We start from the raw sequence: 24,751 nt of genomic DNA, 5'->3' as shown, positions 1-24,751 counted from the left end.
ATGCTCCATGAATTCGAATCGATTGCGCGAAATCTTCACGCGGGCGCTGCGTGCCTCGCTGGCCTCGCCCCTGGTGCTGGCGGGCTGCGGCGGCCTGGACCTTGATGGGTATTCACCACCCGATTGCATTAGAACCAATCTCGTGTTCAGAGGCCTTTCACCCGTGGTGCCGACGGACTTCGTCGAGCTGCGCCGTGTCCGCGGGGTCAGGATGGAGCCGCCCTTCACCGAGTCCGTCCTCTCGTCCTCGGGCGTTCGCTGCGCGACGGCCACGGATCAACCGACCTGTCGCTCCAGGCTCGAGGCCCTGACTTCCACGACGGGTTTCCGCACGAGCTGTGGCGAGCTCTTCCCGGAATGCGCGGCGCACTATCTCGCGACCACGCAGGGGGACGTGGTGACAGCGCACAACTCGGTGGAGGCGCTCCTGACCTTCCTGGGCACCATCGACACGCCGCAGGAAGCGGTGCTGCGCGTCTTCGCTGAGAACGACCGTTCCTATCATGTGAGTTGCTCCAAGCTGGAGCACGGGGCCGTGAAGGCGAACGCCGACGGGACCTTCAACGTGGTTGCCACCACGGGTACCGGCTGCGGGGGAGGCGGGCGGTTGACGCAGCATGTGCTGTTGGTTTCGCCCGAGGGCGAGGTGCGCGAGACGCGCAGCGAGCGTCTGGAGACAGGCCCCAGCAACTGCGACGGACGCAGGCCCGCGGGGCTTCGCTCCAATGGCGTGGTCGACTGCTCGGATGCCCTGGGACACCACTTCGCCATCATCGCCCACATGGAGGCGGCCTCCATCCAGGCGTTCCTGCGGCTGCGCGAGGAGCTGGCGTTGCACGGCGCGGGCGTCGAACTCCAGGACGCGGCGCTGCGCAGCGCGATGGAGGAGGTGGCGCACGCGGAGGTCTGCGGACGGCTTGCCCGGAAGCACGGCGCGACGCCGAGCCCCGCCGTGGTGGCAGCGCTTCCTCCGAGGCCGCTCGCGGAGGTGGTGCTCGACAATGCGGTGGAGGGGTGCGTGCGCGAGACGTACGGCGCCCTCGTGGCCTACCACCAGGCCCTGCATGCGGAGGACGCCGAGGTGCGCGAGGCCATGGCGCGCATCGCCGAGGATGAGACGCGGCACGCCGACCTGTCGTGGGCCATTGACCGCTGGGCGAGCACGCGTCTCCCCGAAAGCGAGCGGACGGCCGTGCGCGAGGCTCAGGTGCGCGCCGTGGAGGCCCTGCGCGCGCAGGTGGCCGAGCCGAGCGATGCCGCGCTCATTCGCGAGCTCGGCCTGCCCTCGCCGGAGGTCGCCGTGGCGCTGGTGGACACGCTCGCGCGCGAGCTCTGGAACTGAGGCACGACGCTCGATGACGACAGGCCGACAAGGGGCTCCGCGCGGGCCCTTGTCGTGCGAGGGGCTCGCGCGGGCGAACCCCGACGCTCTCGCAAAGGCCCGCTTCACGTCAGGCGGATGACGGGGGGCTCGCGAGCACCTCTCGCAAGCGCTCCTCCAGGAAGCGCCGCTCGGGCTCGGTGCGCACCAGCGCGAGCGCCCGTCGGTAGGCAGCCTCGGCTTCCCGCCAGCGGCCCAGTCGGCGCAGCAGTTCCGCGCGGGCCGCCGGCAGCAGGTGGTACGCGGTGAGCCTGCCAGAGGACTCCAGGTCATCGACCAGCGCGAGCCCTTGCTCCGGACCGCGCGCCATCGCCACCGCCGCCGCGCGATTGAGCTCCACCACCGGGCCGGGGGTCAGTTCGGTGAGCCGTCCATAGAGGGCGGCGATCTGCTCCCAGTCGGTCTCTTCCGGACGCTTCGCCCGAGCATGGAGCGCCGCGATGGCCGCCTGGACGGTGTAGGGCCCGTGCGCGCCCAACGCCATCGCCGCATCGAGCTGCTTCAACCCCTCTTCAATCTCCTCGGCCTCCCACAAACTCCGGTCCTGCCGGTCCAACAGCACCAGCCCTCCATCCTCGGCCACGCGCGCGCGGCGACGCGAGTGATGAAGCAGCATCAACGCCAACAGCGAGGCCACCTCGGGATGGAGCGGAAGCAGCGAGCGCGCCAGCCTCGCCAGCCGCAGTGCCTCCGCGCACAGGTCCGTGCGCAATAGCTCCGTGCCCTCCGTCGCGGCATGTCCCTCCGAGAAGAGCAGGTAGATGGCGTGCAACACGCCTCGGGTGCGCTCGGCCAGCGCATCCGCCTCCGGAATGACGTAGGGGATGCGCGCATCGCGAATCTTGCGCTGCGCCCGCACCAGTCGCTGCGCCATCGTCGCCGCGGGCACCAGGAACGCGCGGGCCACTTCCTCCGTTGTCAGGCCGCACAGCGTGCGCAGCGCCAGGGCCACCTGGATGTCCTCCGCCAGCGCGGGGTGGCAGCAGGTGAACAGCAGCCGGAGCGAGTCATCTGGATGGTCCTGCCAGTCCCTCCCATCCAGCGGCGAGGCGAGCTCCTGCTCCAGTCGCGCGATGACCTCCAGCGCGTCCACGCGCGCGCCGAGCCGGCCCCCCCTGCGCACCCGGTCCACCGCCTTGTTCTTCGCCGCGCGCAGGAGCCACGCCCGAGGCTCCTTCGGCACACCCTCGCGCGGCCACTGGAGGAGCGCCGCCTCGAAGGCCTCCTGCACCACCTCCTCGGCCGAGCCGAAGTCTCCGCCCATGACCCGGATGACCGTGGCCACGATGCGGCCATAGTCGGCGCGCCAGGTCTGTTCGAGCAGCGACGGCAGGTCCGTCATGAAGACTCCACCCAGGCCCCGAGGCACCGCCCGGGGCCCGAGCAGCGGGCCTCAGCCCGCGGACTCGGAGAGTTCCCACACCGGGCGGATCTCGATGCAGCCCAGCCGCGCACTGGGAATGCGCGAGGCGAGGGCGATGGCCTCGTCGAGGTCCTTGGCCTCCACCAGATAGAAGCCTCCGAGCTGCTCCCGCGTCTCCGCGAAAGGCCCGTCCGTCGTCAGCCGCTTGCCGTCGCGCACGCGCACCGTCGTCGCTGTCTGCGTCGGTTGCAGCGCCTCGCCCGCGATGAGGTTGCCGCTCTTCTGGACCGAGTCAGTGTAGGCGAAGTACTCACCCAGGAATTGCTCGGACTCCTCCTTGGACTTCGACTCCCAGGCCTTCTCGTTCTCGTAAATCATCAGCAGGTACTTCATGGGTCGGTCCTCACGGTGTTGGGGGAGCAGACGCTCCCGCCCAGGAATCGAACGGGAGGGAGGCGAATCGACAGTCTATTTCCGGAGGATTTCCGGACCGCGTCAGGAGGGTGTCCCCAAAGGGGAGAAGTGACTGAAGGGGCCATGGCCCCGCCCCAGGGCGAGGGGGTGCTCCAGGGCGGCGGTGACGTGGGCCTTCGCGCGCCGGGTGGCCTCACGGGCGTCCTGCCCCAGCGCGAGCCAGGCGGCGATGGCGGCGGACAGCGTGCAGCCGGTGCCGTGGGTGTTGTGCGTCTTCACCGCGCGCAGGAACAGCGTCTCCATCCGCTCGCCGTCGAACCAGACGTCCAGGCCGCGCAGCTCTCCGGACATGCCTCCGCCCTTGATGAGCACCGCGCGCGGCCCGAGCCCGTGGATTCGCCGCGCGGCCTCCTTCATGTCGTCCAGCGTGTTCAGCGCCATCCCCGCGAGCAGCTCCGCCTCATGGCGGTTGGGGGTGACGACATCGGCGAGGGGCAGCAGGTGCTCCTTCAAGGCGCCGACGGCCGAGTCGTCGATGAGGCGCGCTCCGGCGCGGGACACCATGACGGGGTCCACCACGAGGGGGCCGGGCTTCAGGGCCTTCAGTCGCCAGGCGACGACGGAGATGATTTCGGCGTTGACGAGCATGCCCGTCTTCACCGCGCCCACGCCCAGGTCCTCGACGACGGCGTCCATCTGCGCGGCCACGGCGGCGGCGGGCAGGACGTCCACGCGGGTGACGCCCCGGGTGTTCTGCGCGGTGATGGCCGTGAGCGCGGTGGTGCCGTGGACACGGTGGAATGAGAAGGTGTTCAGGTCCGCCTGGATGCCGGCGCCACCACCGCTGTCGGAGCCGGCGATGGTGAGAGCCGTCGGCACGGGCTTGGGAGTCTCCATGGGCCGCATGCTGCGGCACCCGGAGCGTGGGAGCCACCCCAAACTCCGGGCACGGGCCCGCCTGGTCGCGAGCCCGCACCCGGAGTCATCCCGGCATCAGATGACGCTGCCTAGCGTCAGGAAGACGACCTCCGCCGCGCGCACCTCACCCAGGTTGGTGAAGCTCGTCGTGTCGATGAGCAGGGTCCACTCACCCAGGAGGCTCCGGTCATAGAAGGAGTTGGTGGCCGGGGTGGAGCCGCCCAGGGCGATGCTGCACGAGTCCGTGAACGAGGCCGACTGGAAGGGCGTGGTGCAGGTCGCGTTGGCGAGGTCGCACACCGGCGGGCCGGAAGCGCAGGCGGAGAAGGGCACGTAGTGCAGCACCTGCCGGTTGCCTCCGGAGGTGTAGTCGTCCTTGCTCAGCAGCTCGAACTCGGCGAAGTGGTTGCCGAGCTTGAAGCCATCCATCGTGTCGCGCACCAGCACGGCCGACACGTTGGCCGTCGCGCCGCTGGTGGTCACCACGTTGACGCGCACGTTGCGCACGCGGTGGCCCTTGCGCAGGGCCAGGTCCGGCGAGGCCGCCAGGTCCGTCGCCGTCACCTGGAAGCGCGCGCCCCGGTACGTCGTGGTCCCGTTGACCAGCTCGCCCAGGGGCTTGAGCCGCTCCAACTCGTTGCCCGACAGCGCGTGGAAGGCGCCGGCGGGCAGGCGCCGGTAGTACTGCGCCGGACTCTGCACGGTGTGCGAGGCCAGGCTGTCCAGGCCCTCCACCAGCCGCGTCTTCATGTCCGGGTAGTTGCCCAGGTGGAAGTCGATGTTGTCGCGGAAGGAGACGGGGATGGCGCTGCCACCGGTGCTCGGGTCGAAGGGCAGGTATTGGTATTCCGCCACGCGGATGAGCTCCCAGTAGCGCATCGTGAGCTGGTCCAACGTCCGCAGCGCCCGCGCGTACACCTGCTGACCGATGAGCAACTGGTCGAACTTCCGCAGCTCCGTGCCGCTGCCGAAGTGGAGGATGTCGTTGAGCGCGTCGCGCGCCGCCACCGCGTTGCGCTGGCGCAGGAGCGTCGTGTCGCGCTCCATCAACGCCAGCTTGTAGTCCGCCTGGGCCTTGATGAGCTGGGCCTGCAGGTCCAGCAGGTCCAGGGTTATCTCCACCTGGGACTGGGACAGGATTTCCTTCTTCACCTCGTCCGAGATGACGCTGCGCGCCGGGTTCTTCTGGTTGCCGTTGATGATGTCCCAGAGCTGCGTGCCGCCCGTCTTCAGCGTGTCCTTGAAGGGCTTGCTCTTGGCCGCCTCGGCGCCGCTGGTCTTCAGGGCCTCCCACACCTGGGAGTGGAAGGACGTGCTCGCGCTGCTCGTCGACCCCGCGCCGGGCACGGGCGTGGCGCTGGCCTCCGACTTGAAGCTCTTCTTCATCTCACTCCACATGCTCTCCGCGCCATTCCCAACCAGGTCGGCGGCGAATTGTCCCCCGTACGAGGCGGCCACCTTGCCGATGACGTCCAGGACGAAGTCCGCGAAGTCCTTGTTGTTGGCGTTGTAGTGGTTGGTGATGCGGGTGTCCGTCGCCTGGATGCTCTCGGTGAGCTGGGTGATGGCGGCCTTGCGGTTGTTCATGGACGTCTGCAGGGCGGTCAGCGCCGCGTTCGCCGCGGTGATGCGCTGGCTGTCCGCGGCCTCCTGGGCCTCCAGCGCGATGACTTCGGCGTTCATCGCGACCTGGTTCTGCGTCATCCAGGCGGACAACTGCATGCCATTGGAGAGCGCGAGCCACTGGTTCACGGAGCTGTCCAGCACGTCGTAGAGCGAGTCGAACTCCGCGCGGAGTTGCTCGTAGCGCAGGTGCGAGTTGAAGGGGGTCTCCCTGGCCAGACCGTAGAAGTTGCGCTGGCCCTGGAGGTAGCTCAGGCGGGTGACGTCGTGGGCCATCAGCGGGCACAGCGCGCCGTACAGGTACGCGGATGAGAAGGGCGCCTGCGCGTCGAGCGGCTCGTCACACACGAGGCCCGCCTGGGCGAGGATGCCCCCCATCTCCATGATGTTCTGCGTGTAGACGAAGGCGGCCCGCTCCAACTCGCCGCGCTTGAAGAGGGTGTTGCCGTTCGCCTGGTTCACCCGCCATGACTGGGGAGCGAGCAGCGCGCGGAGCATGTCCACGTCCCGGCGCGCCGAGCGGAGGATGCGCTGCGTCCCGGCGATGCCCGCGGTGCCTGCGACGCCCGCGGTGGACTTGGTGCCCAGGAAGCAGGTGCGCTGCTCTTCCCGGGGAATGCACAGGTAGGTCTCCCAGTGCTCACAGGTTCCCGGAGGGGACTCGAGTACCGTCACCGACACCGTCTTGAAGGGGCGGTTGCCGCCCAGGCCCTTCTTGCCGCCGCCGGGCGCCACGGTGATGAGCTCCGCGCGCGTGTCCACGTAGCGCCCGTTGTAGGACTCCGACAGGGACACGTCGTGGAAGGTCTGCACCTTGTTCTTGCACGCCAGGTCGCCGATGAAGGGGCTGTTGCGGCAGGTTTCGTCGGCGCAGTCCTTGAACCCGTCGTTGTCGTTGTCCAGCCCGTCCGTGCACTGCGCATAGGTGTTCTCCTGCGCGCCGCAGACGCTTCCCGTCAGGGGGCTGTTGCTGCACTGGAAGTCATAGCAGTCCGTCCAGTTGTCCCCGTCGTTGTCCACGCCGTCGCTGCACGTGGCCGCGGTGGCCTCCTGGAGGAAGGGGTAGTCGTCCGGCTCGCACACCTTCGCGTACGGATTGCTCGCGCAGTTCGAGTCCTGGCAGTCCGTCTTGCCGTCGCCGTCATTGTCCAGGCCGTCCGAGCAGGCCTGCGGGGTGCGCTCGGTGCCGCAGGCGGAGAGCACGCGCGGGTTGAAGCGGCACTCGTAGTCCGCGCAGTCCTTGTGGCCGTCCAAATCGTTGTCGAGGCCGTCCGAGCACGCCGCGTCGCTCGCTTCTTCCAGGCCGCTGGTGAGGACCAGCGCGGGGCCCAGGCCGCAGTAGGGATTGCCGAGGCAGCCCGGATCCGAGCAGTCACCCAGCCCGTCGCCGTCATTGTCGAGCAGGTCGCGGCACTCCTCGTCGCCGCCCTCGCCCTGCGCTCCACACGTCGTCGAGTGGTTCAGACACGAGTAGTCCGCGCAGTCGACGTACCCGTCGCCGTCGTTGTCCAGCGTGTCGCCGCAGGCGTCTTCGGAGAACTCGCTGTTGGACGGACGCGACTGCTGACAGAAGCCGCGCAGGCGGCACTTGGTGTCCGCGCAGTCCACGGCGCCATCTCCGTCGTTGTCCTTGGCGTCGCTGCAGGCCTCGGCGGAGGACTCCTTCTGGATGGGACCCCAGGACGCGTCAGCGCACACCGTGACGTGGGGGTTCTTGGAGCAGGCGTAGTCCTGGCAGTCCGCGAAGCCGTTGTGGTCATTGTCGATGCCGTCGGCGCACTGGGCGTTGTCCGCCTCGGTCAGCAAATCACACAGGGCGATGGCGGGGTTCCACCGACAGCGCAGGCTCTGGCAGTGCAGCGCCTCGTCCATGAAGCACTGCTCGGGCGTCACCGGGGAGGCCTTGTTCGGCTCGTTGACCAGGCCGGGGCCGCGCAGGGACGTGTAGCGGATGACGACGTCGCCGGAGCGTCCGCCGTTGCCGCCGTTGCTGCCGTTCTGCGGCGGCTTGACGATGGTGCCGGTGCAGTTGAGCTTGGGGTCGGGACCGTTGTTGCCGGTGATGGTGTGGGAGATGGCGATCGGCGGGCCATCCGCGCCCAGCCAGCCATCCTCGCCCCGCTCGCCCGTGGTGTTGACGCGCACGCCGTCGAGGACGTTGGTGTAGAGCACGAAGCTGCCGCTGTTCTGCCCGTTGCGTCCGGGGGGGACAATCGCGTCGGTCGGGTCCGGGTCGGCCTGCGCGGTGCGCACCACGGGAAGGGTCCGCAGCGGGAAGCCTCGGGACGTGTAGGCGCCAGAGGCGATGACCAGCGTCGCGCCGCCCGTGTCCACCGGACCCGCCAGCTCGACGACGGGGGCCACCACGACGACGGCCGCGTACTTGCGCTGGGTCGGGTCCTGCTCGGAGACCTCGAACAGGTTGGCGCACGCATGACTGAATGAACAGGCGTTGCCGGGCAATGTCTGCCAGTTGACGACAGGGTTCTGCAGGGCGACGACACCGTCCGCGTGAGGCAGCAGGGCCTGATTGCCCTTGAGGAACACGGGATAGTCGCGGGCATAGGACGTCAGCACGCGCACCTTGTCGGTGGGCACGTGGCGCCCGGAGAGCACGCCGCGCAGGTCGTCGAAGCGGGGGCTGGGGAGCACCGAGAGCAGCTCGCCCACCGTGGTGTCCATCGTCGCGGGCGCCGCGGGAAGGCCGCGCAGCTCCGAGAACTCCATGGGCGAGGAGAAGGCCAGCGGCTGCGCGGTGGTGCCCGTCTCCAGCTCCGAGGATGTCCCATCGTCTCCTGGTGGCGTGCTGTCTCCACAGGCGCCCAGCACCAGCGCGCAGGCCATTCCCCAGACTCGCCGCCGGCTCCGGCGGATGCTTCCCAAGAAGTTCATCGTGGTTGCTCCTTTGCTGGCGAGCTGAACGGGGAGCCTGGGATTCCTTCTCCGAGATTTCGTGGCATGCCGGAAATGGGAGCTGAAAGGAGTTACCATCCACGCCCCATGGCCCCTCGCTTCCACCCCACTCGCGGCGTCCTGCTGTTGTTGTGTGCGTTCGTGCTGTGTCCGGCCCTGGCCGCCGAGGCCCGGACCGCCCTGCTGCGGGTGGACGGGCAATGGCAGCTCCAGGTGGATGGACGCCCCTATGTCGCCAAGGGTGTCACCTTCAGCGGCAGTGGCAGCTCCGCCGCGTATGAGCAGGACTGCGCGAAGCTGGCGGCCCTGGGCGTCAACACGCTGCGCACCTGGGGCGTGGGCGCGGAGACGCCGCTGCTCCTGGACGCCGCGCACAAACACGGCCTCAAGGTCCTCGTCGGGCTGTGGATGCGGCACGGCCAGCCCGGCGCGGAGGATGACGACTCCTTCGACTACCTCACCGACACGGCGGGCATGAAGAAGCAGCGCGCGGACACACTGGAGAGCGTGCGGCGCTTCAAGGACCACCCGGCGGTGCTGGCCTGGGGCGTGGGCAACGAGGTCATCCTCAACAGCCCCAGCGACGCGGCGAAGGAGGCCTACGCGCGCTTCCTGGAGGGCGTGGTCCAGGACATCAAGAAGTCGGACGCGAACCACCCGGTCATCTCCGTGGACGCGTGGGTGCTCGCGGTGAAGTGGTGGGAGAAGTTCGTCCCGTCGCTCGACGCGTATGGGCTCAACGTCTACGGCCGGGGCATCCATGCGCTTCCGGACGCGCTGAAGAAGGAGGGCGGTACCAAACCCTGGCTCATCACCGAGTTCGGCGCGCAGGGCGAGTGGGAGGCTCCCAAGGACGTCCACGGCATTGCCCGCGAGCCGGACGACCAGGAGAAGTACGCCGTCATCGTCGATGCGTGGAACAACGCGCTGGCGCCTCACGTGAAGGCGGGCAACTGCCTGGGCCTGTTCGTCTTCAACTTCAGCTCGACGTTCGACCACACCAGCCTCTGGCTCGGCATGTTGTCGGGCAAGTCGACTCGGCCCGCATGGCACGCGGTGCGCGAGGCGTACTCCGGTCAGAAGCCGGCGACGCCCCTGCCCGAAATCAAGGGCCTCACCGTGGAGGGCGTGAAGAAGGAGCCCACGGGGACCTGGGCGGACGTGCGCCTCGAGGCGAAGCCGGCCGACGACAAGCCGCTGGAGATCTCCTTCGCCTACAACTTCCGGGGCGCGGCCACCCGGTTCGAGCGCGGCGAAGTCATCCGCCTGCGCTCCACGCCCGGCGCCACACCGGGCTCGTGGCGCGTGAAGGTCCCCTCGGTGAAGGGCCCCATCAAGCTGTACGCGCTCGCCAAGGACGCCTCCGGCAACCTGCTGATGGCGACCAGCTCCCTGGTGCCACCCTCGGCCCCGTGAGCCGGCTCACATGTCTCAAACACACACTCCGGGCGTTGGCGACAGGACTGCCCGTTTGTTGGATTGGGACGGATTTTTCCGATTTTTAAGAAATTAAAAGGAAGGCGAGGAGTCCGGTAGTAGGGTCGGCGGGGCATGAGTCCCGAATCGTCTTCGCGTCCCACACCCCCGGACGGGCCTTCGCGTTTCACTCGTCGCCGAGCCATCGCCTTGCTGGGCGGTGGGCTCCTGTTGTTGGCCGTGGGGCTCGTCGCCCGACGTGGCGGCGACGGCGTCGCCCCGGTCGAGTCGGTGGAGCCAGGCTCCGCCTCCGGTGTCGCCCCTTCACGCCGTGGGCCGGTCAAGGCGGGCGCTGCTCCAGGCGCTGAAGCAGGGGAGGAGGCCGTCGCGGGAGCGCCCCGGTACGACGCCACCACCTGCTGGAAGGACCTGGAGCGCTTCAACGAGGGCGTGAGTCTCGACACGTTCCGCGAGTGGGCCGCGCCGCTGCTCTCCTCCAGGGACCCGCTGGTCCGCATGTACTTGAAGGAGCGCCTGACGGAGCTCATCGGCAACGACGCGGGTCGGGCGAATGAGGTGCTGGGGTGGACGCGTGAGGCCGGGCCGAAGGAGTTCAAGGTCTTCGCGATGGCGCTGAAGGACTCGGAGGCCGTCCATCTGCCGGAGGTCTCCCGGAAGATTGTCGAGCTGGGGCTGGACGCGACGCTGGAGCCGGAGCGGCGCGCCGGGGTGCTGTCCTCGCTGGACACGCAGAAGCAGTTGTCACCCGAGGTGCTCACGCGCCTGACGGACTTCGCCAAGGACCCGGCGTCGGGCGAGGCGGGCTGGGCGGCGGCGCGGACCATCGCCCGGGTGATGAAGAACGACCATGAGCGGACCGCGAACGCGGCGCCATACCTGGACAAGCTGTTGAACATCGGCACGCAGTCGCTCGACGAGCACGTCCGGTACATGGCGCTGTCGACGCCCATGGAGACCGCGCCGGTGCTGGACGCGAGCGCCACCGACGGCTACGCGAAGGTCCTCACCACCGAGGGCAGTCCCGACGGACGCGGCGCGGCCGCGCACAACCTGTCGCTGTCCGAGGACCGGGCGAAGGTGCTGGAGACCTTCGCGAGCGCCTTCGAGCCGGAGAAGGACGTGTGCGTGCGCTGGGCGCTGTTCCGCTTCTCCGCGCGCGCCGCCGGAAAGGATGCGCTGCCCGTCATGGCGAACATGGCGCTCGTCGACCCGCGCTTCCAGGCGACGTACCAGGACTTCGAGCGCATCTACGCCAGTGGCGTCGTCGACTTCGAGCGCGTGTGGCTCGCGCTCGCGGACCAGGACCCCTACGGCTGCCTCCACCGCGACTGAGCTCTCCATGACGCGTACCTTCCTGCTGGCCCGGGCGCTCTGCCTGCTGACGTCGTTGTCCCTCCTGGCTCCCTCGCCGTCCTTCGCCGAGGCGACAGGGACTCCGCTCCCTCCGCCCTCGCTCCAGCCGGAGACGTGCTCCGTCGAGGGCTTGATGGACTCCATCCGGCGCGGGCTCCAGTCGAAGTCTCCGGCATACCGACGCTATCTGCGCGAGCTGCTGAAGGAGTCCGCCGTCACGCTGCCAGAGGAGCAGCTTCGCGCGGCCTTCGAGCGCGAGACGGAGCCCCTCATGGTGGAGCACCTGGCGGCGGCGCTGGCCGCGAAGACGGACCGGGGCGAGAGCGTGGCCACCCTCCAGCTCGTGGGGAAGCGGGCCTCGCAAGACGCGGACCCGGCCGTGCGCGCCGCCGCCACGCGGGCCCTTCGCCGCACGAGCGCGGAGGAGCACACCGGGGATTTGTACTCGCGGCTGGTGCGCGATGCCTCGCCGGAGGTGCGGATGGAGGCCGCGACGAACCTCATCGAGGACAACCAGTTCGTCTACGCGGGGTTCCACGGGCCGGCATCCGACACGGCGGTGGCGGCGGCTGCGGCTTCGAGCGATTCGAAGGTGACGGCGCGAATCCTGGGCAACATCTCCACGGCGGCCATCAGCAAGGAGTCGGCCGAGCAGCTCCACACGCTCTTGCGCGGCGATGACGCGGAGGTGCGCGCGGCGGCGGCGAAGGCGCTGGGAGGCGTGCCCGCGCCGGAGATGTCCCGCGCGCGCCAGACGCTGGTGGCGCTGTACCGCGATGAGTCGGACGTGGGCGTGCGCACGTCCATCCTCCAGAGCCTCGCCCGGCTGGGCTTCGCCAGCGCGGTGCCGGAGCTGCGGGGCTTGCGCAACGTCGACCCGCGCCTCGTGCCGGAGGTCGACGCGTGGATTCGAGCATTGAGTACGGGTCTTCAGGAGTGGAGCCTGATCCTGAGGGAGAAGCAGCGGTTGCAGCAGGCTCGATGAGCAGCAGTCCTTCTGGGGGCCGCATGGGCGGCCCGAAAGGAACAACGATGCGTAGCCCCAAGTCGCGCCTCGCGGCGCTGACGGCCCTGGTAGCCCTCCCCACCGCCGCACTCGCCTACACCGCCGTCGCGCCGTACCCCAGCACGGTGACGGCCACCACGTACTACTCCAGCGGCACGTACCACGGTGCCGTGGACGTCGCGAACTCGCGCTGCAACTACTGGGGCGCCGAGACGGGCGTCTCCGCCACCGTCTATTGGAACGTGACGGTCCGCACCTCCGGCGTCGTCTGCAATGGCAATGGCAGCGGCAACCAGAACGAGGCGCTGCTCAACCTCGGCAGTGGTTGGTCCTTCCGCCAGTGGCATTGGATCAAGACCAGCGACTCCTATGACCGCACCTGCAACCGCTGCCAGGTCGGCAACCTGGGCGGCACCGGCAACGCCACCGGTGCGCACTCGCACTTCCAGAAGGACCAGTACGGCACGAAGAACACGTCCTGGTATTCGTCCTACACCTCGAAGGGCGAGGCCTTGGACCGTGGTGAGCTGATGGGCTACATCTGACAGCCCGTGGTCGTCTGACGACTCTCCACTGAGCGTCGTCGGGCCCGCACCGGCCAGGGAAGCAGGGGCCCCGTGTCCCGCCTCCCTGGTCCGGTGTACGCGCGGCCCTGCGTCAACTTGACGCGCTCGCGAGGAGGGGACTCCCGGGGTAAGAAGAGGCGTGTTCCGCCCGCCCACCGACTCGCAGGCGGCCCCGCGCGGCCCCTTGTGGTCGAGACATCCGTCGCCGCGCTCCGCCTTTCATCGCTCCGCCCAGGACGTGGTGGACCTGTTGTCGTCCAGCGCGATTGCCCTGGGCTGGCTGGTGCGCCTGCGCTGGCACGCCGTCGGGGGCACCGCGCTGACGGTGTTCGTGGCCGTGCGAGTGCTGGGGCTGGACCTCCCCGTGATGCCGTTGCTCGCGGTGGTGGCGACGACAGGTGTATCCAACCTGCTCCTCGCGCTGTGGCTCCGCCGCGCGCCGGTGGTGAAGTCCCATCACCTGGGAGGAGTGCTCGCGTTCGACATCATGCTGCTGACGGCGCTGCTCGCGCTGTCCGGCGGCCCCGACAACCCGTTCGCCATGCTGTACCTGGTGCACGTGGCCCTGGCGGCGCTGGTGCTGGGGCCTCGCTGGACCTTCGGCCTGTCGCTCCTGTCCATCCTGGGGCCCGCGCTCCTGGTCAACTTCCATGTCCCGCTGCGGGAGCTGGCGCACGTCTCCGGTTCGATGCCGGCGAACTCGCGACATGTGTTGGGGATGTGGGTCGCCTTCACGCTGACGGTGATGCTCATCGCGCTGATGGTGGCGCGGGTGTCCGCCGCGCTGCGAGACAGGCAGGAGGCCCTGGTCCGTGCCCAACTGCTCACGGTGCGCGCGGAGAAGCTGGCATCCCTGAGCACGCTGGCCGCGGGCGCGGCGCACGAGCTGGGGACGCCGCTGGGGACCATCGCCATCGCGGCCAACGAGCTGGAGGCCCTCATCCTGGAGGAGCCGCACGAGGCGCTCGAGGACGCGCGCCTCATCCGGGACCAGGTGGAGCGGTGTCGCGACATCCTGGAGCGGATGAGCGCGCGGGCGGGGCAGACCTATGGCGAGGTGCCGGAGCCGACGACGACCAGCGTGGTGCTGGAGCGCCTTCGCGAGCAGCTATCGGCGGGGGAGCTTGCGCGCCTGCGCTTCGCGGAGGGCCCGGACCTGTCGCTGTGTTTTCCCATGCGCGGACTGGTCCAGGTGCTGGCCAACCTCGTGCGCAATGGCCTGCACGCGAGCGACGCCTCCCAGTCACCTGTCACGGTGAGCGTGCGCGGCGACGCGGGGCGGACGACCTTCGTGGTGGAGGACCAGGGCACGGGCATTCCGCGTGACGTGCTGGCGCGCCTGGGCGAGCCGTTCTTCACCACCAAGCCCGCGGGGCAGGGCATGGGGCTGGGTTTGTTCCTGGGACAGACTTTCGCGGAGCTGTGCGGCGGACGGTTGGAGCTGTCGTCGGAAGAGGGCAAGGGAACGCGCGCCACGCTCGACCTGCCGTGCCGGAGGGAGCCTGTCCATGCCGCGGCCTGAGGTGTCCCCCGTGGTGCTCGTCATCGACGACGACGAGCCCTATCGCGAGCGATTGGTGAAGGCCTTTGGTCGCAAGGGCTTCGCGGCGCATGGCGCGGGCAGCGCGAAGGAGGCGCTCGAGTGTGCGCCCGTGCTGCGCCCTGGCTACGCCGTCATCGACCTGCGTCTGCCGGACGGCTCCGGGTTGGACCTGGTCCGTGAGCTGAAGGCGCTGGATGCTCGAACGACGATGGTGGTCCTCACCGGCTACGGGAGCATCGCCACCGCGGTGGAGGCCGTGCGGCGGGGCGCCACGCACTACCTCTCCAAGCCCGTGGACGTGGACGACATCCTGCTCGCCTTCGCGGGGGCCACGCTGCCGGCGGGCGAGGCCGTGGCGTTGGAACATCAGGTGCCGTCCCTGGCGCGCGCGGAGTGGGAGCACATCCAGCGCGTGCTCGCGGATTGCGGTGGCAACATCTCCCAGGCGGCTCGGCTGCTGCGCATCCAACGCAGGAGCCTTCAGCGAAAGCTATCCAAGCACCCCGTGCGGCAGTGATTGACGCGGGGTGCGTCACCAAGACGCACGAGGCGGCGCGCGCGGTCCGGTAGGGTGACAGGCGTCGGAGGCTCGATGTCCCTGCCGCGCGCCGTCTCGCTCCCGCGCTTCTTCATTCGGCGACGAGGCCACGAGCGCCGGTCCTCGTCGGAGGCGGAGCGGTGAGTGCGATGGCGTACCCGGTGGTGCTCTTCATCCATTCGTGGCTGCGCTGGGCGGTGGTGCTGCTCGTCCTGCTCGCGCTGGGCAAGGCCCTGCGGGGCTGGCTCGGTGGCGGGGCCTGGACTCCCGCGGACCGGAGGCTCCAGGTGCTCGCGGTCTCCGCCTTCGATACCCAGATGTTGCTGGGGATGATTCTCTACTTCGGCCTGAGTCCCTTCACGCCCCCCGCGCTGGAGGGCGGGCTGCGCGCGAGCCTGTCCGTTCCCTCGCTCCGGTTCTTCAGTGTCGAGCATCCGACGTTGATGCTGCTGGCGCTCGCCACCGTGCACGTGGCGTCCGCGCTGAGTCAGCGCGCGGAAGCCCCCGTGTCGCGTCACCGCCTGTGGGCCCTGGGCCTCCTGCTCGCGATGCTCCTGGTCGCATTCGCGATTCCCTGGGCTGGACTGTCCCACGGCCGTCCCCTGTTCCGAGGCTTCTGAGGTCCGCGTCCATGTATGACTTCCTCTGGCTGCTGATGATGGCTCCTCTCGCGCCGAGCAGGCCTCGCGTGGGGAGGACTCCCGTGTCCTATCTGTCCGAGGTGCCTCGGCAGAGCCCTCGCATCGCTCCGCCCGCGCCGCCCGTGCGTCGCTCCCGCCGCACGCGGGCGAACTCGCGGCGTCCGCGAGACCCGGCCTCGCGGTGAGGCGCGAAACAGGGGCGTGACTCCCACCTTCGTTGAGTGGAGCGCGCGCCGGAACATTCGGCTTGTGGTGACGGGCGACATGCCGGAACCTTGTCGCGATGATGCGTGCTCTTCCGGTCATGGCCTCGGTGGTCTTCCTCGCGAGTGCCGGAGGATGTCGGCGTCAGCCCGACTCCGAGGCGGCGCGATGGGAGTCGTTACCTCCGGTGGACGCGCGCGAGCTGCGTTCGCTGGACATGTTCCAGCGCATCGAGGACCCGGCGCAGCGCTCACGCGCGCTGTTCCTGGAGACCAGTCGTGTCTACCTCCATCCGCGCTGCTCGAACTGTCACCCCGACGGCGACAGCCCCTATCAAGACTCCGGTGAGATGCTCCACAACCCTCCGGTGACGCGAGGCCCCGAGGACAAGGGGGTCGTGGGCATGGAGTGCACGGGGTGTCACCAGGAGCGGAACCTGGAGCTCGCGCGGGTGCCGGGGGCGCCGAACTGGCACCTGGCTCCGCGCTCCATGTCCTGGGTGGGCAAGAGCCCCCGCCAGCTGTGTGAGCAGCTCAAGGACCCCGCGCGGAACGGAGGCAAGACGTTGGAGCAACTGGTCGAGCACAACGCTCATGACAAGCTGGTGGCGTGGGGATGGGCTCCGGGCTCGGGCAGGCAGCCGGCGCCGGGGACCCAGGCGAGGTTCGGGGAGCTGGTCGCGGCCTGGGTGGCCACGGGCGCGCAGTGCCCCAGCGAGGAGGTACGGCCATGAGCATCCGGGTGCGAGTCAACGGAGTCGAGCAGGAGCTGGACGTCGACCCGGAGATGCCGTTGCTGTGGGCCCTGCGCGACGTGCTCGGCCTCACCGGGACGAAGTACGGCTGCGGTCAGGCGTTGTGTGGCGCGTGCAGCGTGCACCTGGATGGACAGGTGGTGCGCGCGTGCGTGACGCCCATTCGTCGCGCGGACGGGCGCGAGGTCACCACCATCGAGGGGTTGTCTCCCGATGGGGGCCATCCGCTCCAGCGCGCGTGGGTGGAGCTGGGCGTGCCGCAGTGTGGGTTCTGCCAGTCCGGGCAGCTCATGTGCGCGGCGGCGCTGCTGGCGAAGAAGCCACAGCCCACGGACGCGGACATCGACCAGTCGCTCGCGGGCAACCTCTGCCGCTGTGGGACGTACACGCGCATCCGCGCGGCCGTGAAGAAGGCCGCGGGCGTGCCTGACTCGAAGTAGCGAGGATGCGATGAGCCAGCAGCCCGTGGTGTTCACCCGGCGTTCCTTTCTCGAAGGACTCAACCTCTCCGTCGGCGGGCTGGCCCTGGGCCTGGTGCCCACGGTGTCGGCCGAGGCGGCCGCTCCGGGCGTGGGCGCGAAGTCGGCGCCGGAATTGCGGCCCAACGTCTTCGTGCACGTCGCGGCGGATGGTCTCGTCACCATCGTCTGTCACCGCTCGGAGATGGGGCAGGGCATTCGCAGCTCGATGCCGGTGGTCATCGCGGACGAGCTGGGCGCGGACATGGCCCGGGTGAAGGTCGTCCAGGCGGTGGGAGACGCCGTCTACGGGGACCAGAACACCGACGGCTCCAGCAGCATCCGTGGCGTCTTCCAGGCGCTGCGCCGCACGGGCGCCACGGCGCGCACCATGCTGGTGGCCGCGGCGGCGAAGCGTTGGAAGGTGAAGCCGGAGCAGTGCGAGGCGCGTGACCACGCCGTGTACCTTCGGGGGTCGGAACGCTCGCTGGGCTTTGGTGAGCTGGTGGCGGACGCGGTGAAGCTGCCCGTCCCCAAGCCGGAGGCCGTCCAGCTCCGGCCGCTCTCGGAGCTGCGCCGGGTGGGCACGGAGCTGCCGCTGCTCGACGGGCCCGCGTACGTCACGGGCAAGGCCGTGTACGGCGCGGACGTGAAGTTGCCGGGGATGCTCATCGCGGTGGTGGCCCGTCCGCCCGTGGTGGGCGGAAAGGTGACCCGCTTCGACGCGACGCGGGCGCTCGCGATTCCAGGGGTGAAGCAGGTGCTGGAGCTGCCCACGCCTCAGCGTCCCTATCTGTTCCAGGGCTGGGGCGGCGTGGCGGTGCTGGCGGAGAACACCTGGGCGGCGATGCGCGGTCGCGAGGCGCTGGACATCACGTGGGAGAACGGTCCCAACGTGTCCTACGACTCGGAGAAGTACCGCGAGGCGCTGTTGGAGTCGGTCCGAGCGCCGGGCAAGCCGGCCCGGTCCGTGGGCGACGTGGACAAGGCGCTGGCCAGTGCGGCGCGCGTGGTGGAGGCCGAGTACTACGCGCCTCACCTGTCCCATGCGCCCATGGAGCCGCCGGTGGCGCTGGCGCGTGTGGAAGGGGGCGTGTGCGAGGTGTGGGCGCCCACGCAGCACCCGCAGGCGGCGCGCTCCGAGGCGGCGAAGATGGCGGGGCTGCCGGAGGACAAGGTGACGGTGAACGTCACGCTCCTCGGTGGCGGCTTCGGGCGCAAGTCGAAGGCGGACTTCGTCGCGGAGGCGGTGTTCCTCGCGAAGGCGGCCGGGGTGCCGGTGCGCGTGCAGTGGACGCGCGAGGACGACATCCGTCACGACTACTACCATTCGGCCAGTGCGCAGCGGTTGAGCGCCGGATTGGATGCGAAGGGCAAGCCGACGGCGTGGCTGCATCGCACGGCCTTTCCGGCCATCCGCTCGACGTTCTCCGAGGACGTGACGGGGCCGGTGGCCAGGGACTTGAACCAGGGTGTGTTGGACCTGGCGCTCGACATTCCCAATGTCCGGGCGGAGATGGGCGAGGCGCTGGCGAAGGTGCGCATTGGCTGGCTGCGGTCCGTGAACAACATCTTCCACGGGTTCGCGGTGGGCTCGTTCATGGACGAGCTGGCGCATGCGCGGGGCGTGGATCCACGTGACAACCTGCTGGAAGTGATTGGGCCCGCGCGTCACGTGTCGGTGGCGGAGCTGGGCGTCACGGCGCTGCCGAACTACGGCGCGCCGGTGGAGAACCATCCAGTCGACGCGGGGCGTCTGCGAGGGGTCATCGAGCGCGTCACGGAGCTGTCGGGCTGGAGCGAGCGCGCGAAGAACGGGCGCACGCTGGGGCTCGCCGCGCACCGCAGCTTCCTGAGCTATGTGGGCGTGGTGGTGTCGGTGAAGAAGGACGCGGTGGGCAAGGCGCGGGTGGACGAGGCCTGGGTGGTGGTGGACGCGGGGCTCGTCGTCAATCCGGACCGGGTCCGCTCGCAGATGGAGGGCTCGGTCATCTTCGGGATGAGTCTGGCGATGTATGGCTCCATCACCATGAAGGACGGAGCGACGGAGCAGTCGAACTTCCGGGACTACCGGCTGGTGCGCATCGTCGATGCGCCTCGGGCCATCCACGTCGACATCGTGCGCAGCGAAGCGGCGCCCGGTGGAGTGGGGGAGCCCGGCGTGCCGCCCGTGGCCCCCGCCATCGTCAATGCCATCTTCGCGCTCACGGGGACTCGTGTCCGTGAGCTGCCCATCATCCGGACGGTGCCTGTGTAGAATTGGGGTGGCGCTGGCCGTGCTGTGTGGGGATGGGCGGCGGCTGGCCGCGTCAATGTGTGGATTTGCCGGGGGGAATGGCGTCCTGTCAGTGGCAATGCTATCCGAGCTGAGCGCCTTCCTGGTGCCTGCGGTTGGATGTGCCTCGAAGTGATGTTCCCGCTTTGAAGTCTGTCTCGCATTGCATGACGGGAGCCATGGGACCATGAAGAAGACAAGCAGGCTGACGCTGTCCATATTGGGGACGGGGATGGCGATTGTCGCCCTGGGTGGACTGGGCTGGCCTCACGCGGAGGCCGCCGAGTCCACCTTCGTAGACCCCACGCTGGCACCCGCGCCGTTCTCGTGTCCCTCCGTGCGCGCCACCGGTGACCGCGCGGATGGCACCACGGACTACAAGGTGAAGATCCTCTATGTGGTGCCCTCGGATGGGGTGGACCGCGCGCTCGACACGAGCGGGGCTCTCTGCCGGTCCGTCCAGGCTCAGTATTCGTGGTTCACCTCCCAGACGACGAACGGAGCGGCGCTCCGCTACGACGTCTCGGGCTCCGTGTTGGACATCCAGTTCGTCCGTCTGTCGAAGACGGACGCGGTGATGAAGGGCACGGCGAACACCGGCAATGTGAACACGGGCTATGCCTACGTCCGTGATCGCATCGAGCTCGAGTTGGCCGCGATGGGCTTGCTCAGCGACACGCGGAAGCTGTACGCGGTCTACTACGACGGCACCAGTGAGTGGTCGTGTGGTGGCGCCCCGTGGCCTCCGACGCTGGTGGGCAGGGTCACCGCCCTCTACCTCAAGGGATTGCCGAGCGGCCCGGTGCCTTGCGCCTCGAATCCCATCGGTGGGTCGAGCACGCTGCCGGGGTACATCGAGTTCGCCATGCTGCATGAGACGCTGCACGGGCTGGGCATCGTCCCCGCAGCCGCGCCCAATCAACACGCCTCGGGCCATGTCTTCGATTCGGCGAGAGACTTGATGTACGCCGCGAGGCCCGGGACGTCGGACCCCGGTTGGGACATCTACTCCGGCGCGGTGGTGCTCGATTCGGGCCGAGACCAGTACTACGGCCACTCGGGCAGTCAGCTCGACCTGGACCAGAGCGCTTTTCTCTCTCCGCTCCCTCCAGGCGCGCTGGCGCCGCCGGGCTGGTGAGTCGTCGTCGCTAGGGACGTCGTTCGATGTGCAGGGGACCCTGGAAGGACGTGGGCGGGGTCAACTCCCGCTCGGTTTCGAGCGGGAAGCCTTCCCATTCCCGGACCGGGGGGCGCCCCTGGAACCCATCGCAGGAGCCATCGTCTCGCCATGCGGAGCGGAACGAGTGCGTGGACCACGTCGAGTCATCCGAGCGCACCCGGTACTTGCCCAGCACGGGGAACGGCATGCGCGGGAAGATGGGGAACGTCATGAACGCCGTTCCCGTGCAATCCGCCGTCTCGAAATGGACCAGGGCCGCCAGGTCAGAGAGGGGCGTGGAGTGCCATGGGAGGGAGGCCTCGTGCGTGGGCTGGCCCGACTCGAAGTCGAACCTCCAGGTAAACCCTTGCGAATCGACGAGGTACGGCGCGCAGACAGGGAAGGCCACGGCTCCCTTCGCATCCACGAAATACAAACCATCACACGTCTGGGTCTCCCCAGGGACACCCTGTTCTCCGGAGGGGCCAGGCTCTCCCTGTGGCCCCGGGGGTCCTTCCATTCCCTCACCACACCCCGCCATCGCGAACATCACTGCGCACAGCCCTCCACGCATCATCACGGTTCCACTCATGCTGGGTTCTCGAGGATGACCTTCGGTGTCGAACTCACGGGCCCCGGGTCGCTCGTCATGGAGCAACGCGGTGGCGCCGTGCCGGCCGACGTGGCTTGAGTGCAAGCGCCGTGCTGCCACGTGTCGCGGGTGAAGAGCGAAGCCACGAGGGCCATTCTGTGCGCCGGGCGATGCACGATGTGCAGCCGTGTGCTCGACTCCCGCTCCCGCCACCCATCAATGAATGGACGGCGGCGAGGACGGCTCCGGCCCCGTGAGCGGCAATTCGACGACGAACGTGGCGCCGTGTCCTCTCTGGCTCTCCGCGCGGATGGTGCCCTGGTGGGCCTCGACGATGCGACGACTGATGAAGAGCCCCAGTCCCAGCCCGCCATAGTTTCGCGCCGAGACGGCGCGTCCGAACTTCTCGAAGATGCGGCTCAGGTCCTCGGGAGCGATGCCGATGCCTTCGTCCCGCACGGTGAGTCGCCCGCGTCCCTCGCGCTCCTCCACCCGGATTCGCACGGGCCTGCCGGACCCATACTTGATGGCATTGGACACGAGCCCCCGCACCACCTGCTCCAGCCTGCGCGCGTCCCACCGGCCCATCACCGGCACGGGCGCCTGGACGTCGAGCGCGCAGTCCGCCTGTGCCGCCTGCGCCCGAAGCTGCTCCGCCACTTCTCGAGCGACGGCCGACAGGTCCACGCGGCCCAGCTCCAGGGGCAGCGTCGCGCCCGTGAGCTGGGTGACGTCCAGCAAGTCGTTGATGAGCGCGGCGAGCTTGCGCACCTGGAGCGAGGTGCTCTCCGAGGCCCGCAGCACGCTCTCTCGCAGGTGCTCCTCGGACGTGGACGTCGCGGCCTCGCGCGCGAGCCCCTGGAGCTTGATTTGAAGCGGCGTGAGCGGCGTCTTGAGCTCGTGGGAGGCCACGGTGAGGAACTCGTCGCGCAGCCGCACCGCTTCTTGGAGGCGCACCTCGATATCCTTCAGCTGCGTCACGTCCTGGAGCGCCAGGACAATCGTCGCCGGATGCCCGTACATGGAGGGCAACTGCTCTGAATCCACCAGGAACTCCCGCGGAATCCCCGGGCCGAGCTGCCACGTCAGCGGTGTCCGTCGCAGGGTCTCCCCCCGCGCGGCCCGCGCACCCGGAGTCTGTTCATTGGGGATGACCCCGCCCTGGGGGTCGAGGACGCGGTAGACGGTGTCGTAGCGCTGCACGGGAACACCCAACGGGAACTGGCCTCCGGTGAGGTTGCGGGCCGCCTGATTGGCGAAGAGCACCTTGCCGGTGTGGGGCTCCATCAACAGCAGGGCGATGGGGCTGAGGTCCAGCACCGACTCCATCCACTTCTGCTGACTGTCCAGGTGCGCGGCCAGCTCCTCGGCCTGATGCCGGGCACGGACCTGCTCCGTCACGTCCAGCGCGAAGGACATCACCGAGTCCACCTGCCCGCTCGTGTCCCGCAGGGGCTGGTAGGTGATGTTGAAGTAGCGCTGCTCCAGGCCCGTGCCGCGGAAGTTCAGCAGCAGCGGCGTCTCCGTGAGCCGCAACTGCAGGCCTGTCTCGTAGACCTTCTCCAGCGTCTGGGAATACTCCCGGCCCTTCTCGCTCCTCTCCGCGAGCTCACGCAGCGACTGCCCCACCAGCTCCGCGTCATTCGACATCCCCTTGAAGATGGGATTGACGAGGGTGAAGACCTGCTCGTGTCCGGAGATGATGGCGATGGAGGCCGGCGCGCTCATCAGGATGTCGTAGAGCCGCGCGCGCTGGTTCTCCACCTCGGCCTCCGTGCGCTTGCGGTCGGTGATGTCGTTGACCAGGACGACACATCCCTGGATGCGGCCCTGGGCGTCCGCGCTCGGCACATAGGTCGACTGGACGTGGAGCGTCCGGCCGTCGCGCAGCGCGAGCGCCGTCTCGTACGTGACATGCTCGCCCGCCAGGGCCTTGCGCACCCAGTCCTTGAAGAGGGGATAGAGCGTCTCTCCTCCCACCTCTCGAATCGTCCGTCCCACCACGTCACTGGGGCGCAGGCCGAACCAGGTCTCGAAGGCGCGGTTGCAGAAGAGGTAGCGCTCGCCCTGGTCCAGGTAGGCCACCAGGGCGGGGAGCGCGTCGGTGATGGTGCGCAACTGGTGCTCCCGTTGCCTCGCCTGCTCCCGGCTCTGCTCCAGCGCCTCCTTCGCCAGGGCCTGCTCCGTCATGTCCCGCTGCGTCCCCCACACCCGCACGAGCCATCCGTCCACGACGACGCCGAAGAGATTGGCCAGGCGCACCCGCATGACGCCGTCCCGGTCCGGCAGCCGCGTCTCCATGTCCTGCACGCGGAAGCCGCCGCGGACGAAGCCGCGGATGGAGGCGCCCTGGGTGTCCCCGACGCGGGTGACGAGCTGACGCAGGGTGCAGCCCACCATGGCGCGAGCCGATTCGAAGCCGCTCATGCGCGCCATGACCTCGTTGGTCTCAGCGATGCGCCCCGTGCTGGCCATGGCCTCGACGAGCGCGTCCTCCGTCATGCGCGTGTCGAGCGGCGGCTCCATCTCCAGGCGCCAGATGCCCTCCGTGCTCTGGGCGACGAAGGTCCGGTAGCGCTCGTCGCTCGCCGCGAGCGCCAGGGTTGTCTGGCGCAGCTCCTGCTCCGCCTGCTTTCGCTCGCTGACGTCCTCCGCGGTGGACATCCACTCGCGCACCAGGCCGTCCTCGTCGAACACCGGCACGCCCCGGACGATGACGTCGCGCCAGGTGCTGTCGTGGAACTGCAGCCGCAGCTCACCCCGGTAGGGCTCCCGGGTCTCCAGCGCGCGGACCCACTCCTTCATGAAGCGGCCACGGTCCCCGGGGTGGATGGCGTCGAGCCAGCCGAGTCCCAGGTGCGCGCCCAGGGACTGTCCGGTGAAGGCCATCCAACGGGGCGCGGGCTCGTTCAGCGCGCCCCGGCCATCGGTGGTCCAGACCGTCTGCGCGGTGGCCTCCACGAGCGAGCGATAGCGCTGCTCGTTCATCCGGATGGCCTGATTCGCCCGCTTCTGCTCGGTCGTCTCCACCACGGTGATGCCCACGCCTTGCAGCGCGCCGCCCGCGTCCCGCACCGGGAAGTAGTTGATGACGAAGTTGCGGGGGACTCCGGCCTCCTTGGCCGTGCTCCCGACAATCTCCAGATTTCGCACCGGCAGCCCGTGCTCGATGACCTGCCGGTAGTGTGGCTCGATGGTGGGCCACAGGTCGGGGACGACGTCGCGAACCTTGCGGCCCAGATGGGCCTCGCGTGGCAGGCCGTTCATCTCCGCCAGCGCGTCGTTGATGTGGATGAAGCGCAGCTCCAGGTCCACGAAGGCCAGGCCCACGGGGGCGCCGGCGACCATCGTCTCGAGGAAGAAGCGCGACTGCTCCGGGGAGACGCCCTCGATGCTCTCCTTCTCCGTCTCGCTGGCGCCTGGTCCCCGCACGGTGCCCCCGGCCGTTTCACCCTGGACGAGCTGGCAGGGTGACGGTGCCTGCTCGCTGTCCCGGGAGCACGACACCTCCACCGGAAGCTGTGCATCCACGGCGGCTCGGGGGAGCTACAAGCTCACCAGGAAGCGAGCTGGCCGCCGCCTGGAGACGCGCGGGAGGCGGAGGGCTGGCGCT

Annotated in this window: 19 protein-coding genes; 13 read left to right on the top strand and 6 right to left on the bottom strand. The window is 69.2% G+C overall.

Going from position 1 to position 24,751, the window contains the following annotated elements:
- Window positions 1-7 precede the first annotated feature (7 nt).
- Window positions 8-1,342 (top strand): ferritin-like domain-containing protein, encoded by a 1,335-nt coding sequence (locus FJV41_RS10835; RefSeq protein WP_141642369.1) that lies wholly within the window; start codon window positions 8-10, stop codon window positions 1,340-1,342.
- Window positions 1,343-1,451: 109 nt separating this feature from the next.
- On the opposite strand, the gene FJV41_RS10830 is transcribed toward FJV41_RS10835, so the two are convergent.
- From FJV41_RS10830 to FJV41_RS10815, 4 genes are all read right to left on the bottom strand, one after another.
- On the bottom strand, window positions 1,452-2,723 hold the full coding sequence (locus tag FJV41_RS10830; RefSeq protein ID WP_141642368.1) for an RNA polymerase sigma factor: 1,272 nt from the start codon (window positions 2,721-2,723) through the stop codon (window positions 1,452-1,454).
- A gap of 51 nt (window positions 2,724-2,774) precedes the next feature.
- Window positions 2,775-3,137 (bottom strand): YciI family protein, encoded by a 363-nt coding sequence (locus tag FJV41_RS10825; protein ID WP_141642367.1) that lies wholly within the window; start codon window positions 3,135-3,137, stop codon window positions 2,775-2,777.
- Window positions 3,138-3,239: 102 nt separating this feature from the next.
- A complete protein-coding gene (gene thiD, locus FJV41_RS10820; RefSeq protein WP_174458832.1) occupies window positions 3,240-4,064 on the bottom strand; it encodes a bifunctional hydroxymethylpyrimidine kinase/phosphomethylpyrimidine kinase in 825 nt (274 codons plus the stop codon).
- Between the two features lie 87 nt (window positions 4,065-4,151).
- Window positions 4,152-8,591: a hypothetical protein gene (locus FJV41_RS10815; protein WP_141642365.1), complete on the bottom strand. Its 4,440-nt coding sequence runs from the start codon at window positions 8,589-8,591 to the stop codon at window positions 4,152-4,154.
- 108 nt (window positions 8,592-8,699) lie between these two features.
- Between FJV41_RS10815 and FJV41_RS10810 the strand changes: the two genes are divergently transcribed.
- From FJV41_RS10810 to FJV41_RS10755, 12 genes are all read left to right on the top strand, one after another.
- On the top strand, window positions 8,700-10,028 hold the full coding sequence (locus FJV41_RS10810) for a glycoside hydrolase family 2 TIM barrel-domain containing protein (RefSeq protein ID WP_141642364.1): 1,329 nt from the start codon (window positions 8,700-8,702) through the stop codon (window positions 10,026-10,028).
- Between the two features lie 135 nt (window positions 10,029-10,163).
- Entirely contained in the window at window positions 10,164-11,381 is a 1,218-nt protein-coding gene (locus FJV41_RS10805; protein WP_141642363.1) for a hypothetical protein, read from the top strand.
- Between the two features lie 7 nt (window positions 11,382-11,388).
- A complete protein-coding gene (locus FJV41_RS10800; RefSeq protein ID WP_141642362.1) occupies window positions 11,389-12,387 on the top strand; it encodes a HEAT repeat domain-containing protein in 999 nt (332 codons plus the stop codon).
- Between the two features lie 47 nt (window positions 12,388-12,434).
- Window positions 12,435-12,953, top strand: coding sequence for a hypothetical protein (locus FJV41_RS10795; RefSeq protein ID WP_141642361.1), 519 nt, complete (start codon window positions 12,435-12,437; stop codon window positions 12,951-12,953).
- 160 nt (window positions 12,954-13,113) lie between these two features.
- The gene (locus tag FJV41_RS10790; RefSeq protein WP_141642360.1) at window positions 13,114-14,496 is read left to right on the top strand and encodes an ATP-binding protein; all 1,383 of its coding nucleotides are present in this window, start codon (window positions 13,114-13,116) and stop codon (window positions 14,494-14,496) included.
- On the top strand, window positions 14,483-15,034 hold the full coding sequence (locus tag FJV41_RS10785; RefSeq protein WP_141642359.1) for a response regulator transcription factor: 552 nt from the start codon (window positions 14,483-14,485) through the stop codon (window positions 15,032-15,034). The genes FJV41_RS10790 and FJV41_RS10785 overlap by 14 nt, the downstream gene beginning before the upstream one ends.
- Window positions 15,035-15,204: 170 nt before the next feature.
- On the top strand, window positions 15,205-15,675 hold the full coding sequence (locus FJV41_RS10780; RefSeq protein ID WP_141642392.1) for a hypothetical protein: 471 nt from the start codon (window positions 15,205-15,207) through the stop codon (window positions 15,673-15,675).
- An 11-nt stretch (window positions 15,676-15,686) separates the two neighbouring features.
- Complete coding sequence (locus FJV41_RS10775) at window positions 15,687-15,881, top strand: hypothetical protein (protein WP_141642358.1); 195 nt, start codon at window positions 15,687-15,689, stop codon at window positions 15,879-15,881.
- 98 nt (window positions 15,882-15,979) lie between these two features.
- Window positions 15,980-16,633 (top strand): Isoquinoline 1-oxidoreductase subunit, encoded by a 654-nt coding sequence (locus FJV41_RS10770; RefSeq protein WP_141642357.1) that lies wholly within the window; start codon window positions 15,980-15,982, stop codon window positions 16,631-16,633.
- Complete coding sequence (locus FJV41_RS10765; protein ID WP_141642356.1) at window positions 16,630-17,094, top strand: (2Fe-2S)-binding protein; 465 nt, start codon at window positions 16,630-16,632, stop codon at window positions 17,092-17,094. The genes FJV41_RS10770 and FJV41_RS10765 overlap by 4 nt, the downstream gene beginning before the upstream one ends.
- A gap of 10 nt (window positions 17,095-17,104) precedes the next feature.
- Complete coding sequence (locus FJV41_RS10760) at window positions 17,105-19,369, top strand: xanthine dehydrogenase family protein molybdopterin-binding subunit (RefSeq protein ID WP_141642355.1); 2,265 nt, start codon at window positions 17,105-17,107, stop codon at window positions 19,367-19,369.
- A 205-nt stretch (window positions 19,370-19,574) separates the two neighbouring features.
- Window positions 19,575-20,525, top strand: a complete 951-nt coding sequence (locus FJV41_RS10755; protein WP_141642354.1) for a hypothetical protein — start codon at window positions 19,575-19,577, stop codon at window positions 20,523-20,525.
- A 10-nt stretch (window positions 20,526-20,535) separates the two neighbouring features.
- On the opposite strand, the gene FJV41_RS10750 is transcribed toward FJV41_RS10755, so the two are convergent.
- Window positions 20,536-20,973 (bottom strand): hypothetical protein, encoded by a 438-nt coding sequence (locus FJV41_RS10750; protein WP_181790546.1) that lies wholly within the window; start codon window positions 20,971-20,973, stop codon window positions 20,536-20,538.
- Window positions 20,974-21,354: 381 nt separating this feature from the next.
- On the bottom strand, window positions 21,355-24,669 hold the full coding sequence (locus FJV41_RS10745) for a PAS domain-containing sensor histidine kinase (protein ID WP_141642352.1): 3,315 nt from the start codon (window positions 24,667-24,669) through the stop codon (window positions 21,355-21,357).
- Window positions 24,670-24,751 lie beyond the last annotated feature (82 nt).

This window comes from Myxococcus llanfairpwllgwyngyllgogerychwyrndrobwllllantysiliogogogochensis (genome assembly GCF_006636215.1).
Taxonomy (GTDB): domain Bacteria; phylum Myxococcota; class Myxococcia; order Myxococcales; family Myxococcaceae; genus Myxococcus; species Myxococcus llanfairpwllgwyngyllgogerychwyrndrobwllllantysiliogogogochensis.
This window is presented reverse-complemented; position numbering and strand designations above follow the sequence as displayed.